17 protein-coding genes are annotated in these 15,365 nt (G+C 65.0%); 5 read left to right on the forward strand and 12 right to left on the reverse strand.

Translation table 11 applies throughout. From position 1 onward, the window contains the following. Positions 1-114: 114 nt before the first annotated feature. From VGM71_RS07065 to VGM71_RS07075, 3 genes are all read right to left on the reverse strand, one after another. Positions 115-1,116 (reverse strand): YheT family hydrolase, encoded by a 1,002-nt coding sequence (locus VGM71_RS07065; protein ID WP_331543404.1) that lies wholly within the window; start codon positions 1,114-1,116, stop codon positions 115-117. After that, positions 1,113-1,913, reverse strand: a complete 801-nt coding sequence (locus VGM71_RS07070; RefSeq protein WP_331543406.1) for a lysophospholipid acyltransferase family protein — start codon at positions 1,911-1,913, stop codon at positions 1,113-1,115. Before VGM71_RS07070 ends, VGM71_RS07065 begins: the two co-directional genes overlap by 4 nt. An 83-nt stretch (positions 1,914-1,996) precedes the next feature. Then, positions 1,997-2,476 carry an Lrp/AsnC family transcriptional regulator gene (locus VGM71_RS07075; protein ID WP_331543408.1) on the reverse strand — a complete coding sequence of 160 codons (480 nt, stop codon included), beginning with the start codon at positions 2,474-2,476 and terminating at the stop codon, positions 1,997-1,999. Between the two features lie 137 nt (positions 2,477-2,613). On the opposite strand from VGM71_RS07075, the gene phhA reads away from it, so the two are divergent. Then, positions 2,614-3,501, forward strand: coding sequence for a phenylalanine 4-monooxygenase (phhA, locus tag VGM71_RS07080; RefSeq protein WP_331543410.1), 888 nt, complete (start codon positions 2,614-2,616; stop codon positions 3,499-3,501). A 69-nt stretch (positions 3,502-3,570) separates the two neighbouring features. Continuing rightward, positions 3,571-3,807, forward strand: a complete 237-nt coding sequence (locus tag VGM71_RS07085) for a hypothetical protein (RefSeq protein ID WP_331543412.1) — start codon at positions 3,571-3,573, stop codon at positions 3,805-3,807. Positions 3,808-4,143: 336 nt separating this feature from the next. Here the strand turns inward: VGM71_RS07085 and VGM71_RS07090 are convergent, their stop codons facing one another. The 6 genes from VGM71_RS07090 to VGM71_RS07115 all read right to left on the reverse strand — a co-directional run bounded on the left by VGM71_RS07090 (position 4,144) and on the right by VGM71_RS07115 (position 9,346). Further along, complete coding sequence (locus VGM71_RS07090) at positions 4,144-4,851, reverse strand: SGNH/GDSL hydrolase family protein (protein WP_331543414.1); 708 nt, start codon at positions 4,849-4,851, stop codon at positions 4,144-4,146. 18 nt (positions 4,852-4,869) lie between these two features. Then, entirely contained in the window at positions 4,870-5,571 is a 702-nt protein-coding gene (locus tag VGM71_RS07095) for an RES family NAD+ phosphorylase (RefSeq protein ID WP_331543416.1), read from the reverse strand. After that, positions 5,568-5,969 (reverse strand): MbcA/ParS/Xre antitoxin family protein, encoded by a 402-nt coding sequence (locus tag VGM71_RS07100; protein ID WP_331543436.1) that lies wholly within the window; start codon positions 5,967-5,969, stop codon positions 5,568-5,570. Before VGM71_RS07100 ends, VGM71_RS07095 begins: the two co-directional genes overlap by 4 nt. 63 nt (positions 5,970-6,032) lie before the next feature. Beyond that, positions 6,033-7,760: a DUF885 domain-containing protein gene (locus VGM71_RS07105; RefSeq protein ID WP_331543418.1), complete on the reverse strand. Its 1,728-nt coding sequence runs from the start codon at positions 7,758-7,760 to the stop codon at positions 6,033-6,035. A gap of 173 nt (positions 7,761-7,933) precedes the next feature. After that, complete coding sequence (locus tag VGM71_RS07110) at positions 7,934-8,635, reverse strand: YafY family protein (RefSeq protein ID WP_331543420.1); 702 nt, start codon at positions 8,633-8,635, stop codon at positions 7,934-7,936. Between the two features lie 69 nt (positions 8,636-8,704). Further along, positions 8,705-9,346 (reverse strand): glutathione S-transferase family protein, encoded by a 642-nt coding sequence (locus VGM71_RS07115; RefSeq protein ID WP_331543422.1) that lies wholly within the window; start codon positions 9,344-9,346, stop codon positions 8,705-8,707. A 253-nt stretch (positions 9,347-9,599) separates the two neighbouring features. On the opposite strand from VGM71_RS07115, the gene VGM71_RS07120 reads away from it, so the two are divergent. Beyond that, positions 9,600-10,625 (forward strand): class 1 fructose-bisphosphatase, encoded by a 1,026-nt coding sequence (locus tag VGM71_RS07120; protein WP_331543424.1) that lies wholly within the window; start codon positions 9,600-9,602, stop codon positions 10,623-10,625. Beyond that, a complete protein-coding gene (locus tag VGM71_RS07125; protein ID WP_331543426.1) occupies positions 10,625-11,542 on the forward strand; it encodes a patatin-like phospholipase family protein in 918 nt (305 codons plus the stop codon). Before VGM71_RS07120 ends, VGM71_RS07125 begins: the two co-directional genes overlap by 1 nt. Here VGM71_RS07125 and VGM71_RS07130 read toward each other — a convergent pair whose 3' ends face one another. The 3 genes from VGM71_RS07130 to VGM71_RS07140 form a co-directional block, all read right to left on the reverse strand. Further along, positions 11,543-12,127, reverse strand: coding sequence for a TetR/AcrR family transcriptional regulator (locus VGM71_RS07130; protein WP_331543428.1), 585 nt, complete (start codon positions 12,125-12,127; stop codon positions 11,543-11,545). It lies immediately after the preceding gene. Between the two features lie 160 nt (positions 12,128-12,287). Beyond that, a complete protein-coding gene (locus VGM71_RS07135) occupies positions 12,288-13,277 on the reverse strand; it encodes a glycoside hydrolase family 43 protein (protein WP_331543430.1) in 990 nt (329 codons plus the stop codon). A 135-nt stretch (positions 13,278-13,412) separates the two neighbouring features. Then, positions 13,413-14,483 (reverse strand): CDP-glycerol glycerophosphotransferase family protein, encoded by a 1,071-nt coding sequence (locus tag VGM71_RS07140; protein ID WP_331543432.1) that lies wholly within the window; start codon positions 14,481-14,483, stop codon positions 13,413-13,415. 43 nt (positions 14,484-14,526) lie between these two features. On the opposite strand from VGM71_RS07140, the gene VGM71_RS07145 reads away from it, so the two are divergent. Then, entirely contained in the window at positions 14,527-15,294 is a 768-nt protein-coding gene (locus VGM71_RS07145; protein WP_331543434.1) for a glycosyltransferase family 2 protein, read from the forward strand. Positions 15,295-15,365: the final 71 nt, after the last annotated feature.

A 15,365-nucleotide genomic window follows, 5' to 3' on the forward strand; every position in this document is an offset into this window, starting at 1 on the left:
AGAAGCGCAGGCCCAGCGCGGCGACCTGAAGGCCTGATTTCAGCACGGGCGGCGTGTAATTCTTGCAGTCTTTACCCACTGGCACTTCAATCCGGCTGGGAGGGCCCGCCAGGTTTAACGGGTTATGACGTCAAATCGCGCGGCGATGTAATCGTCGGTGAAGCTGTTCATGCCGTAATCGCCGATGAAACCGCAATGGCCGCCATAGTTCGCGATGTCGAGCTCGACGTTCGGCGGCACGCGCAACTGGTCGAACGCCCCCACCGGAATCACGGGATCGTCGCGCGAGGTGAGGATCGTGGCCGGCAGGTGCAGGTCCATCAGCCGGTCGCCGGCGACGGAGTAACCGTCGAGGTACGCCTCCAGCGAACCGAAGTCCGTGTGGCGCAGCACCAGCGATCGCGTGAGGTCGCGCATGTTCTGGCGCAGTTCGTCCAGCTCGAAGTAGGTCTGGTGCGGGAAGGCCTGCTGCTTCAGGCGCAGTGAGCGGCGCCACTTCTGCATGAAGTAAGCCTGGTAGAACCAGGGCGCCTCGCTTTCCAGCGAGAACAGGCCTTCGCTGGGATCGACGATCGGGCACACCGCCAGCACGTAATCCAGGGGCACGCCCAGCGCGGGCGCCAACATGCCTGCGCGCAGCGCGAAATTGCCGCCGAGCGAGAATCCGGCCACGCCGATGGCTTTGGCCGGGAACATGCGCGCGATCTCACCCATCGCCGTCACGACCTCATCGATACGGCAGGAGTGGAACAGCGCCTCGTTCAGGCCGTGGCTGTCGCCGTGGTCGCGGAAGTTGAGCCGGAAAACATCCCAACCCTCTTCGAGCAGGCGGCTTCCTGTCTGCAGGACGTAAGTGGAATCGACACTGCCTTCCCAACCGTGGAACAGGATGGCGAGGCCGCGCGACTCCTGGCCCGTGCGCTGGGCGGTGTAGCGGCCGCTCAGGCGATCGCCGTGGCCGACGTCGACCAGAACTTCCCGCGCGTCTTCCTGTACGCGATGCGCACGCCGCGGCAGCAGCCGGCGGCGAATGCCGCTGGACGACAGCATCGTCTGGATATGGCCGCTGCGGAGCGGCCACGGCGGTTGGAAGTCGGTGCCCTTCGGCAGGTTCATGCCGGCCTTTCGGTGTCCAGGGCCAGCGCGATGCGTTCGCGCGAAGCCTCCGCCATGCGGCGGCGCCCTTCGGGCGAAACCGGCACCGGCTCGAGGAAGTGCACCTCCACGTCGAGCGGCGGTTCACCCAGCAGGCGCAGGAAATTGGCCATGAAGCTTTCGCCTTCGCGAAAACCGGCGTCAACGACCCGGCGGCCGTGACGCGCGAAGCGCAAGGCTACCGGCTGCACCGGCACCTCCGCGTCGAGGGCGGCCTGGAAGATGCGTGCGTGGAACACGCGCAGCACCCCGTTGTGGCCGGTGCCGCCTTCCGGGAACACCGCCACTGAGCGGCCTTCGCGCAGGCGCTCGACCATGGCGGCCATGACCGACGACAGCGAATGGTTGTTGCCGCGGCGATGGAAGATCGTGCCGCCACGCGAGGCCATCCAGCCCACCAGCGGCCAGCGGGCGATCTCCGCCTTGGCGACGAAGCAGGCGGCGCGCTGCGAATGGAGTAATTCGATATCCAGCCACGAAGTGTGGTTGGCCACGAAAAGCACCGGGTCCGGCAACGCCCGGCCGAAGCGGCGGCTGCGGAAGCCGAACACCCGCAGGAGCAGGGTGGACCACATGCGGATGGTGCGATGGGCCAGGGGCTCGCGGCCATTCTTCATCACGCCGCCCGCCCAGCTCAGCACCAGGGCGCAAATCACGACGCCAAACAGGATATGGAGCAGCAACAGCGGTGCCCGCCACAAGTAGCGCAGTGGACGCAGGCGGTCGCGGGGGGTCGGGTTGGCGGTGGCGGCTTCCATCAAGCGCACAAGATTAACGAGGGGCGCTGTCTGCCGCTAGGGGAAGCTGCTTTTATTCTCAAGACGAGGGGGATTGCGTTGTGTCAGGTACGGATATTACCCAGTGGCAGGGCGGTCGAGGCCTTGACCGTTCGCAGGACGAAGCTGGTATTCACATCGGCCACGCCGGAGGCATTGAGCAGGCGATCGAGCAGGAAGCGCGAAAAGCCATCCAGGTCGGCCACGTAGACCTGCAGGAGGTAGTCCATGTCGCCCGTCAGGGCATAGCAGGAGATCACCTCCTCCCATTCCGCCACCCGCTGGGTAAACAAGTCGATGGCTTCCGACTCGTGGCGGGACAGCTGCACGCGTACGAAGGCCTGCAGACCCAGGCCCAGCGAGCGGGGCTCCAGCCGGGCCCCATAGCCGGCGATGACACCGTCCGCTTCCAGCTTCTGGACACGACGGAGGCACGCGGAGGGCGACAGGTTCACCTCCGCGGCGAGCTCCGCATTGCTTATGCGCCCATTGGCCTGGAGCGCGGCGAGGATGCGCAGGTCGGTACGATCAAGGCTGGCTTGCATGATTGTATCGCTCATTTGCCGTACGACGACTTATTATTGCTTGAAATACCCTACAGTACGCAACATTGCAAGCCTATTGCGCGCGTTCCTCGCTAAGCTGTTGCGTAGAGAACGTCGCACCCCTAAGGAGACCCGCCATGGACACCCCCCGCCGCGTCGAACACCAGCAGACCGACCGTGGATACGTGCCCGTCTATGCGACCGGCACAGTGGAGCAGCCTTGGGCGGGCTATTCGAAGACCGATCATGAGGTGTGGGACACCCTGTACCGCCGGCAGCGCGACTTGTTGCCCGCTTACGCCTGCCAGGAATTCCTTGATGGCGTGGAGCGCTTCGGTCTGGGCGATGGCGGCATTCCCCGTTTCACGGACCTGAACAAAGTGCTCGGCGAGGCCACCGGTTGGGAGCTGGTGGCGGTGGAAGGGCTGCTGCCCGACGAAGTCTTTTTCGACCACCTGGCCAACCGGCGCTTTCCGGTGAGCTGGTGGATCCGCAAACCGGACCAGTTGGACTACCTTTCGGAGCCGGACCTGTTCCACGACCTGTTCGGTCATGTGCCCCTCCTTCTCAACCCCGTGTTCGCCGACTACATGCAGGCGTATGGCAAGGGCGGGATGAAGGCCCATGCGATCGGGCCGGAGGCGTTGATGAACCTCACGCGCCTCTACTGGTACACGGTGGAGTTCGGCCTGATCCGCACGGACAAGGGCCTGCGCATCTACGGGGCCGGTATCGTCAGTTCCAAAGGTGAGTCGATCTACTCCATCGACTCCGTGGCGCCGAACCGCATCGGGTTCGACCTGGAGCGTGTGATGAACACGAAATACCGGATCGACACCTACCAGCAGACCTACTTCGTGATCGACGACTTCGAGCAGTTGTTCAATGCGACACGGCCGGACTTCACGCCGATCTACGCGAAGCTGGCCCAGGACGCCGCGGTGGCCGCGGCCGATGTGCTGCCGACCGACAAGGTCTACCAGCGCGGTACCCGAGACGGCTTCGCTTCCGGCGGAGACAACTGAAACTCAACGGACGCCTAACGAATGGCTCCCTAGGATGGACTTACTTCCGGTAAGCAGGGTGAGTCCATCGTGGTCGTCTTCGATATTCCGTTCGAGTCCGTCGGTCCGGGCCTGTGGCTGCTGCAGAAGAACGAATGCGAAATCGGCGAGTTCTGCTCGCGTGACGACGCGCTCGAGTGCGCCTTCACCGAGGCACGCCGGATCGAGGCCGCCAACGCGGCGTCCGACATCGTGCTGAATATCCAGGGTAACGACGGGGTGTGGCGGGCTTTCGATACGTCGATCAAGCCGTACGCGCGCGCGTAGGAGCGCGCCCTGCGCGCGACATGTTTTGAGGCCATGCCTGCTGCGGGCTGGCGCGCCAGTTCCCCGGAATGTCGCGAAAGATGTCGCGCGCAGGGCGCGCTCCTACAGACGGGCAGGCGCGGGTGCGCAGACGTCAGGCGGGCGGGCGCCCGGACGTTGGACAAAATAAAACCCCGGCAGCCAGGGGAGGAGCTGCCGGGGTTCGCGTCGGGTCCAGGCTATCAGGGGAAATAGCGGGACCCGGGACAATCGACTCAAAACTCTGCGTCGCTTGCCAACAGGTCGCCTCTCGGCGATCGAATACTTAGATAAGGCCAAAGCCGTGAAGTTCCCGTCTCACTGCACCGTAGCATTTGGCTCCCGTTTAACTTCGGCGGCCGTCGCATGGTCGGCCAGCCACGGGCGCACCTGCGCAACCCACAGCGCGTAGCCGATCGCATTCATGTGCAGACCGTCGTCCAGGAAGATGCTGCGCTTCGGCTGACCTTGCGCGTCGAGCATCGCCGGCGCCACGTCGAGAAAAGCCACAGCCTTCTGCCCCATCGACCAGTCGCGGATCAGCTTGTTCGCGCGCTGGATGTTCGGCAGCAACGCAAGCCGCGCGATGCTGGGCTTGATCGAGATGAAGGCGATGGGCAGGTCCGGCTGCTCCTGGCGTGCCTTGGCCACGAACGCGGCGAAATCGTCGCGCACCTGTTCGGGCGTGTCGCCGTTCTGCAAGTCGTTGTCGCCCGCGTAGATGACGATCGCCACGGGGTGGTACGGCATCACGATGCGATCTGCGAAAGCCGTGCTGTCGTCCAGGTCCGAACCGCCGAAGCCACGGTTGATCACGCGATGGTTGGGAAAATCTTCGGCCAGCGTCGTCCACATGCGGATCGACGAACTGCCGATGAATAGCACGGCGTTGGCCGGCGGCGGCGACGCCTTGTCCGCAGCCTCAAAGGCCTGGATGTCGTGTTCCCACTGGCTGTGGTCGGAACCCTTGGCCTGGGCGCCGACGGAGAGGACGAGCAGGGTGAGGAGGAGCGCGAGTTTTTTCATCCGCTCCACCGTAAACCCTTATGTACGCTGGGGTAAACCCTGTCGCTCGACGGGGGTTACCTTCAGCACGGCTTCGATCCGGGTGCCGTTCCAGCGGTAGATGAAGTGCTCGGCCTGGATGCACGGCGCCACCACGTCTGGATAGAACGCGGCAACGCACTCGCCGCCGGCATGACGGGCACTGTCGTAGACGATACCGTTCGAGTCCCCGTCCCGCAGTGTCCGGGCCAGCTTCACGCTCGCAATGTAGGAATCCGGATCGTGCTCCGCGGCCCAGCCGCCACGGATGTCGTGGAAGCGGCCGGCGATGGCGGTCTTGTAGCAGCGCACCTGTACGTCGGTGGGCGGTTCGTGGGTGGCGGCGAGGAAGGCTTCGCGGTGGAACACCGTTTCCTCGATGGCCGTGGACACGCTGTGTGCCGCGTAGAACACACCCCAGTGGCCGTCGCTGAAGCGGCTGCCGTCCGGTGAGATATGGGTGAATGCGGCCATGATCGGCGAGGTGCCCTGTCCCGACACGCGCCGGTCGGACGGCACCAGGCGAAGCGCGCCCATTTCCTCGCGCAGGCGCGGATTGGTCATGGATTCGATGGCCATCACCGCGTCGATGTCCTTCGGATCCGCGATGCGGTCGAACAGGCCCACGGGCGGAAACCGGCTCGACACGATCCGGTAGGCCTGGCTCCAGCGGATGCGGCGGAGCGGCGGCTCGGCGCTCATCCGTTCCAGCCGCGCTGGGCGTCCAGGTACTGGCGGACGACGTAGAGGTCGGCGACGTTGCCCGAAAGCATGCGCTCCAGCGCGGAGTGCCCCCCGAACAGGGGTGCCTCGTTCGGCTTGCGTACCCAGGCATCGGCCTGGAGGGGGTCGGGGAAGAGGATCTGGAGGTCTTTCCAGATGCCGAGCAGGTAGCTGATCCGTTCGATCACGTCACGCGAGGGGGTGCCGTCCTGCTGTTTCTTCCACTTGAAGTAGGTGGATTCCGGCGGCTCGCCGAGCAACGTGCGCTGCTCGGCGGTCCGGAGTTTCCAGCGTTCGGCGAGGGCGAAAAAGGCCCTTAGCGCCGGGCCACCGGCGTCGGCGAGGTGGATTGGCTCGGCATGGATGGCTGGTTGCATCATCGCTTCACCTGTGGAGTTGTGACGCAGTGTACTCCACCGATAGAGAAAATGCTGTACGCCTTACCTGCGCGAGGCGATCCAGGCATCCACATGCTGTTCCAGCACCGGCAGCGGCACCGAGCCCAGCGCCAGCACTGTGTCGTGGAACGCGCGCAGGTCGAACTTCTCTCCCAGCTGCTGTTCCGCCCGGGCACGCAGTTCGCGGATTTTCAGGTAGCCGAGTTCATACGACAGCGCCTGGCCCGGCCAGCTGATGTAACGGTCGACCTCGTTGGCAATCTCGCGGTCGCTCAGCGCGGTGTTCTGAGTGAGGTAATCGATCGCCTGCTGGCGCGTCCAGCCGAGGTGATGGATGCCGGTGTCGACCACGAGGCGGCAGGCGCGCCACATCTGGTAGGTGAGGTAGCCGAAGCGCTCATAGGGCGTGTGGTAAATGCCCATCTCGTTGCCGAGGTACTCCGAGTACAGCGCCCACCCCTCGCCATAGGCCGAGATGTAACCGTCGCGCCGGAACTCCGGCAAACCCTGCTGCTCGGCCGACAACGCCAGTTGCAACGCATGGCCCGGCATGGACTCGTGCAGGGTCAGCGCGGGCATGTTGAACAGCGGACGCGACGGCAGGTCGTAGGTGTTCACGAGATAGACGTCGGCACCGCCGCGGCCTGAGGTGTAATACGGCGCGATGTCCGCCGGCACCGGTTCGATGGCGAAGCGCTGGCGCGGCAACAGGCCGAAGTACTTGCCGAGTTTCGCATCCACCTGCTTCGCCACCCATGCCGTGCGCATGAGCAGCTCATCCGGCGTCTTCGCGTAGAACTGCGGGTCTTTGCGCAGGAACGTGAGGAAGGCGGGGAAATCGCCCTTGAAGTCCGTCTCCTTCATCGTTTCCAGCATCGCCTGGTGGATACGGTCCACTTCGCGCAGGCCGATGGCGTGGATCTCGTCGGGCGACAGGTCGAGCGTGGTGTATTCGCGGATCTGCTGGCGGTAGTAGGCCTTGCCGTCCGGTAGCGATTCGGCGGCCAGCGTGGTGCGCGCCCTGGGCAGGTATTCGTTGCGGAAGAAGGTGAGCAGGCGGCCGTAAGCGGGGATCACGCCGCTGGCGATGGCCTGGCGGGCTTCCTTCTGCAATGCCTCGGCGTCCGCAGCCGGCATGTTCTTCGGCATCGTCTTGAACGGCTTGTAGAGGGCGCTGTCTTCCGGGTTCTTCAGTTCGGCGACGGCGGCGATCGAAACGTCGCGCCCGTCGAGCACCGCTCGCGGCACCGTGAATCCGCGTGCCAGGCCTAGCCGCATGTTCGCGATTTCCTGGTCCATGAACGCCGGGACCTGATGCAGGCGATCGACGTAGTGGCGGTAGTCGTCACGCGTGTGCAGATCGTCGCCGTGCAGGACATAGCCGATGTCCGACCAGAAGGCGGAGTCGCTGTTGAACGGCATCTGCCATTGTTCGAAGCGCTGGGCGGCGGCGAGGTTGCCGATCTGCGCCCGGTACACTTCGTAATCGACCTTTACCTTGCCGCTCAGCGACTTCCTGTCGATGCGATCCAGTTGGGCTAGCACGTCGTTCCAGTAAGCAAGGCGCCTGGCCTGGTTCGCCGCGTCCACCGTATCGAGCCGGCCTTCGCCCGGTTGCGCTTCGCCGGAGGTAAGGATTCCGGCCTGGCCGTTTCGCCACGCCCATTCCTTCGTGTAGATGGCCCGGAAGGTGTCGTCGGGCGTGGTGGCGGCCTGGGCGGTGCCGGCAAACAGGCCGGCGAAGGCGATGGCTCGGATCCAGGGGGACATGCGGGCTCCGCGTATGGGGACGAAACCCCGATCATCGCATTCCCCGCTAGCAATCACCTACGGTAGGTCCGTAGGAGCGCGCCCTGCGCGCGACATGTGTTGAGGCCATGACTCGGAACTGGCGCGCCAGCTTTCGGACTGGCGCGAAGAGATGTCGCGCGCAGGGCGCGCTCCTACAAGCCGGCGTAGTGGCCGCGCATCGTGTCGAGGTACGCCTCGAGGTTGCGGCCGGGAATGTCGGGGAAGGTCTCACCCGCATCGCGGCAGTCCGCGATGCGGTCGGGGCGGAAGTTGCGGAAGGCCTGGCGGTGACGGCACCACGTGCCCAGGGTCCATGCACCGCCCCAGAAGGAAAGGCACAGCGGTTCCACTTCGCGCGTGCTGCTTCGACTCTCGGCGTCCTTGTAGTCGAGGCACAGCACGCGGCGCGCGAGCACGGCTTCGTGCAGGCGGTCGAGCATCATGGCGACATGGCTCTGGAAGGGATCGCGCCAGATCGGCGCGAAGATCCGTGATTGCGCCGCCTTCTCCCGCAGGTCCGGCGGAAGTACGGCCTCGATCTTGATCAGCGCGGCCTGCGCCTCGCGCGCCAGGCGTTCACCGGCGAAAGCGCGGACGAAGCGCGTGCCGGCGACGAGGGCTTCGAGTTCGTCGGCGGAGAACATCAGCGGCGGGATGTCCGAGCCCTTGCGCAGGAGGTAACCCACGCCGGCCTCGCCTTCGATGGGAACGCCAGAAAGCTGCAGGTCCGCGACGTCGCGGTAGACCGTGCGCAGCGAGACCTCGAGGGTACTCGCCAGCTGGCGCGCGGGCAGCGCGGTGCGCCGCCCGCGCAGGGCGTTGATGATGAGGAACAGGCGATCGGCGCGGCGCATTCCCGAATCATCCCCTCCCACGCGCCGCGCGGGAAGCGATGAAAGTCACGGCAGTGCATCGACGGCGGCTCAGGCGGCGGCCAGCGTCTGGGCGCGGGCCAGCGCCTCGTCCTGGATCGCGGCGCGGACGATGGCCGGACGCACCATCAGGCGGGCGACATAAGCCTCGAAGACATCGCGGCGGGGCACGATGCCGAACTTCATCGTCCAGTCCAGCGCGTTCGCCCAGAGGATGTCCGCCGCGGTGAACCGCTCGCCGAGCAGCCAGGGACCGGGCGAGAGCTGCGCCTCGATCAGGTCCATCACCGTGTCGAAATCGCCGTACGGGCACGTCGTTGGCGGACTCGGCTGATGCTTCATGAAGCGGTCCATCACCGCGGGCTCGAAGCAGGAACCGTAAAAGGCCAGCCAGCGCAGGTAAGAGCCGCGCAGCGGACTATCGAACGCCGGGGCCAGACCCGCGTCGGGATACAGATCAGCGAGGTAGGTGAAGATGGCGGGCCTCTCCGTCACGAGGCCACCCAGGTGCTCGATGGCCGGCACCTTGCCCATCGGATTGACCTTCATGTACCCGGGCTGGCGCTGCTCACCCTTGCTGAGGTCCATCACGTGCATGTCGTACTGCGCGCCCAGTTCCTCCAGAAGCATCAGCGTGCTGCCCGAGCGGCTGTTCGGCGCGTGGTGGAACTTGATCCGGTGTGGAGCGTTCATGCGAGGATCCTTTTCATGGATGGGTCGTACAACTCGGCGAGCCGTTCGAGAAAACGATTCATGGCGATGACCCCCCCGTTGCTTGAGGGGAGAGTCTGCAGGGGGGCTGCTGACAACGTACTGTCAGCAGTGAGTCATGCGGGAGCCGCTTCAGCGGCGAAAAGCCGACAGAGCGAAGACGTAGCAAGCCCGCCTCTGGCGCCGGTGACCCCCGACCCGGACAATGCGTGCTTTCGCGCCCGAGTCCTGCCCGATGACGAAACCGATTTCCCTGATCCAGTTCCTGATCGAAGAGAAGCGCGCCGGGCATATCAATGCCCAGCTCAGCCTGCTGATCGAGGTCGTGGCCCGCGCCTGCAAGCGCATTTCCGTCGCCACCGGCAAGGGCGCGCTTGGCGGGGTGCTCGGCAATGCCGGCTCAGAGAACGTGCAGGGCGAGGCGCAGAAGAAACTCGACGTGATCTCCAACGAGATCCTGCTCGAGGCCAATGCCTGGGGCGGCCACCTCGCCGCCTGTGCCTCGGAAGAGATGGACGATCCGCAGCCCATCCCCGACGTTTACCCGAAGGGCAACCACCTGCTGCTGTTCGATCCGCTCGACGGTTCGTCGAACATCGACGTGAATGTCTCGGTGGGCACCATCTTCTCCGTTCTGCGCTGCCCGGACGGGGTCACCGAGCCGACGGTGGGCGACTTCCTCCAGCCCGGCACGGAGCAGGTCGCCGCGGGTTACGTGGTCTATGGGCCCAGTACATTGTTTGTGCTCACCTTCGGCCATGGCGTGCACGAGTTCACGCTGGACCGCGAGCACGGCAGCTTCGTGCTCACCCGCCGCGACATCGCGATACCCGCGGACACCAGCGAGTTCGCCATCAACATGTCGAACCAGCGTCACTGGGAAGCACCGATGCAGCGCTATATCGACGAACTGCTGGCCGGCACCACTGGCCCGCGCAGACGCGATTTCAACATGCGATGGGTCGCGTCGATGGTGGCGGACGTGCACCGCATCATCACCCGCGGCGGCGTGTTCATCTATCCGCTCGACGCGAAGATCACCGCCAAGGGTGGCGCTGGGAAGCTGCGCCTGATGTACGAGGCCAATCCGATGGCTTTCATCGTGGAACAGGCAGGCGGTGCCGCCACGACCGGTCGCGAGCGGCTCATGGACCTGCAGCCCACCGCCCTGCACCAGCGCGTGCCGGTCTTCCTCGGTTCGAAGAACGAGATCGAGGTCGTCACCCGCTACCACCTCGAAGCCGACGAAACCCGCAGCTGATGTCGTACCGCGCCTGGTTACCGCTGCTCTGCGCCGCCCTGCTGGGCGGCTGCTTCGGGGGCACGAAACCCGACGTGCGCCCTGACACCGCCCTTCCGGTGCTGGCGGCAAAGCCGCGCATCGGGCTGGCGTTGGGTGGCGGCGCGGCCAAGGGCTTCGCGCATATCGGCGTGATCAAGATGCTGGAGGCCAGCGGCATCCATCCCGATGCCGTGGCCGGTACCAGTGCCGGCAGTGTCGTGGGCGCCCTCTACGCCAGCGGCATGGACGCGTTCCGTTTGCAGGAACAGGCGTTTGCGCTCGACGAATCGAGTATCCGCGACGTCCGCCTGTTCTCCGGCGGACTGGTGCAGGGGCAGAAGCTGCAGGATTACGTGAACGAGCTGGTAAAACAGGCTCCCATGGAAAAACTGCGCATGCCTTTTGCCGCCGTGGCCACCGAACTGGAGAACGGCGAGCGTGCCGTATTCGTCCGCGGCAACACGGGCCAGGCTGTGCGTGCATCCAGCAGCATCCCCGGCGTGTTCGAACCCGTCGAAATCTCCGGCAAGCATTTCGTCGACGGCGGCGTGGTGAGCCCCGTGCCGGTAGACGCGGTGCGCCAGTTCGGCGTGGACATCGTCATCGCCGCGGACATCTCCGCGCGACCGAACGGTAGCAATCCCGACAGCATGGTGGGTATCGTCGGCCAGTCGATCACGATCATGGGCCGCAAACTGGCCGAACAGGAGCTGGCACGCGCCGATGTCGTGATCCGGCCGAAGGTGGGCCAGATCGGCCCCACCGACTTCGATCAGAAGAACGTCGCCATCCTTGAAGGCGAACGCGCGGCGCTGGCGGCGATCCCCGCCATCAAGGCGAAGATCGCCGAGAAAACCGCTGCGATGGGCAAACCGCCCGCCGCCGGCGCGAAGTAATCAGCCCGCTTCGACCAGTTCCAGCGCGGACTGTCGACCGAGCGACAGGATCTCGTCGGACAGGTCCTGCGCGGCGACAGCGCGCGCCAGCGACATCGAACCCACCAGCGAAGCGAACACCGCCATCGCCAGCGTGCGGCGGCGCTTGCCGCGAACGGTGGCGGGAAGCGTCGATGCGATCAGTTCGACCATCTCCGAGTAGCCATCGGTGAATGCCGTCTTCGTCTCCATCGGACGACGCGCCATTTCCGCCGACAATGCGGCGGCGACGCAACCCGTTTCCGGCTGGTCGCGATGGTCGGCAGACAGGTAACCGTTGACCAATGCGCGATAACCGTCGCCGCGGGAAGCGGCCACCTTCGCCGTGAGGCGCTTGATCGCGCACTCGGCACCCGCGAGCACGCTCTCGCGAACGAGGTCTTCCTTCGACCCGAAATGGTTGTAGAAACCGCCCTGGGTGAGCCCCACCTCGCTCATCAGGCTAACCACGCCGACACCATCGATGCCGTCGGCGCGAAACCGCTGCGACGCCGCCTCGACGATCTTCTGGCGGGTCTGTTCTTTATGGCCTTTCTCGTACCGCATGCTGCCTCACTCCCACAGGAATGGTCCTGCCCTGACCGGATTGTAGCCAATCCTTGCGTATTGAAATGTCGGGTGTCATGGGCTGTAAGGCATGCATGCTTTAGCTGCCTAGGCTATCGTCGGCTCCCTTTCCGTTTGTGTTTCAGGCCGTTGCCGATCCTCAACGCAAAGGATGGGCCTGCACGCCTTCAGTGGTTATCTTCACCGGAAGAATCTTCCCGTCCTTGTCGAAATACATATGTTCGATCGACACCTGGCGGTCGTTGCCCTTCGTGTCGCCGAGCGGATGGCGGTGGTAGACGATGTACCAGCTATCGTCCTTCGCCACATGGAAAACGGAGTTGTGACCGGCGCCGGTGGCGACCTTCGGATCCTGCTGGAGGATCTTGCCGATGCGCTTGAACGGCCCCATGGGCGAATCGCCGATGGCGTAGGCCACCGAGTAGTCCGGACCGGTCCAGCCGCCTTCCGACCACATGAAGTAGTACTTGCCGTTGCGCTTGAACATCAGCGGGCCTTCGACATACTCCGGGGCCGGCGTGATCTCCTTGAACATCGTGCCGTCGGCCATGGGCTCGACGCCGGTGAGGTCGGGCTTCAGCTTCACGATATTCGCATGCTTCCAGCCACCGTAGATCATGTACCAGGTGCCGTCGTCGTCATGGAACACGAACTGATCGATCGGCTGCGCGCCATCGTGGAAGGCATCGACGAGCGGCTTGCCGAGCAGGTCCTTGTACGGGCCATCGGGCTTGTCCGCCACGGCGACACCGATGCCGCCGAGCTCGTGGTCGCTCTGGATATCGTTGGCGGCGAAGAAGAAATAGTACTTGCCGCCGTTCTCGACCACCGCGGGTGCCCACAGCGCTTTCTTCGCCCAGGGGATGTCCTCGATGGCCAGCACGTTGGCGTGCTTCGTCCAGTGCACCAGGTCGGGCGACGAGAACGCGTCGAAGCCCCGCTGTCTGGCGTAAGCCAGCGACGTGGTGGGGTAGATCCAATAGGTGTCGTTGAAGATGGCCGCCTCGGGGTCGGCGTACCAGCCCGGGAATACCGGGTTACCCGTGTGGGCCGATGGCGGTGCGGCCAGCGCGGCGCCCGACATCAGCGCCGCGACCAGCACGCTCCCAAGAAACTTGCGAAAGCTCATCGTCCACCCCTAGCCGTCGTGTAGAACGTTCGATCCTAACGGCTTTGGACGTCCGGATGCCACAGCGGTAGCGGGCGGTGCGACGATGCTGCCATCGTCGCCGGCGCGCTTTCGTCCACGTATAGGAGTTGGGTATCAGCGCAGGTCTAGCAGTGCGCCGATATCCCTCAGCGCCTTGAACCGCCGCACGAGGTTCAGTGGCTTGCGCTTCAACACGCCGAATTCGCCGCGCTGGAAGGCTTCCACCGCGTCCAGCACGCGTTCGCTGGAATGACCGTCGCGGTAGGGGTGGATGTCGTCACCGTGCGCGCGAATGGCCGCCATCAGTTCGGGCGGATGGGAGAGCGCCCGGTCGATCGCGGCATCGACGTCCGCCGCGGACGGTACGTCGAGCATGAAAGGCTGCGGCACACGGTTAGCTACGGTCACCACTGGTTTGCCCATCACCGCGAACTCATGCACCACGGAGGACGTATCGCACACGAGCACATCCGCGGCACGCTGCATGTCGATAAGGTGGTCGGACGTGAAGAACCTTGCGTTGGGTGCTTCGAGCCCGCGATAGGCCTCGAAAAGTGCTTCATCGCATTTCGGATGCAACGTGAGCAACCACTGCCGGTCGCCACGCGCGATCATCGCGCGCAGGGGTTCCAGCATTGCCGGCGCACTACTGAGCCGGTGGCTGAAGGTGGACGCATACATCACTACCGGCCGCCCGTCGCGGGGCGGCAGGCCGATCGAAGGTATCGGGGACGGCGCGAACAGCGGGTCCAGCTTCGGCCAGCCGGTTTCGACCACGGCGAAGTAGCCGTGCTCGCGCGCCAGCGCCTCGAAGGGGATCGTGGTTGCCGGTCCCTGCGTGGCATAGAGATCGAAGAAACCGCGAATCGCGAAGTGTCCCCGATCCGGCTCGCGCTTCTGCGCGTTGAAGCCGTGGAACACCTGCACCTTGATCCCGGGCAGCGCGGGCGAAACCCAGTTCGCCGCGCAGTACGCCGCGTCGGGCTTGAAGGCGCGTGCCTCGCGCAGGCTGCGGATGCGGCGCTCGTCAGGCGTCAGCTGGGTTCCCAGCGCCGCCGGCACCACCCAGCCCACGTCGAGGCCGCGCGCGCGCGCCGCCGCGGCCAGCGGACGCAGGATCGGCAAGCCATACGACTCGGTGGCGAACATCAGGCACGCGGGCAAGGGGCGGCACTCCGCAGTCATCGGCGTGGCATTATGACGCCTCGCTACCCGACACCGCATCCTGATGACCCGACGGCCCATTTCCCTTTGCGTGATCACCCAGAACGAGGCCGATCGCATCCGGGAATGCCTGGCCTCCGCCGCCCCCTTCTGCGACGACATGGTCGTGGTGGACGGCGGGTCCACCGACGACACCGTCGCCATCGCCCAGGAAGCCGGTGCCCGGGTGATAGGGCGTCCGTTCGATGGCTTCCGCAGCCAGAAGGCCTTCGCGGTGGCCCAGGCGAAGAACGACTGGGTGCTCTGCCTGGACGCGGACGAGCGCGTAGATACCGATCTTCGCGCGGCGATCGAGAAGGCATTCGACAAGGGCTTCGACGCCCCTGGCTATCGCTTCTACCGCCGGAACGATTTCTTCGGGCGCTTCATGCGCCACGGCAACGCCGGTGCCGACAAGGTGCTGCGGCTGTTCGACCGTCGCCGGGGCGGATGGCGTGGGCCGCGTGAGATCCACGAATCGGTGAGCGTCGATGGCGAAGTGCGGATGCTGGGCGGCTTCCTCGACCATTACCCGTACCGTTCGCTGTCGGAACTGATGGCGAAGCAGGAACGCTATGCGCACATGATGGCCACCGAGGAATTCGCCGCGGGCAAGCGTGTCTCCCTTACGCAGATTGTGGTGAGTCCGATGTGGCGGTTCTTTCGGGGATATGTGTTGCGCGCGGGGTTCCTCGATGGGTGGCGCGGCATCGTCTATGCGCTGCTGCGGGTGGAATATGTGCGGCGGAAGTATGTGAAGCTCTGGCTGCTGCAGCATGGGCAGAAGGCCTAGATATCGTAGGAGCGCGCCCTGCGCGCGACATCTCTTCGCGCCAGTCCGCAGGTTTGCGCGCCAGCTCCAAG

This window comes from Luteibacter sp. (genome assembly GCF_036499525.1).
GTDB lineage: Bacteria > Pseudomonadota > Gammaproteobacteria > Xanthomonadales > Rhodanobacteraceae > Luteibacter.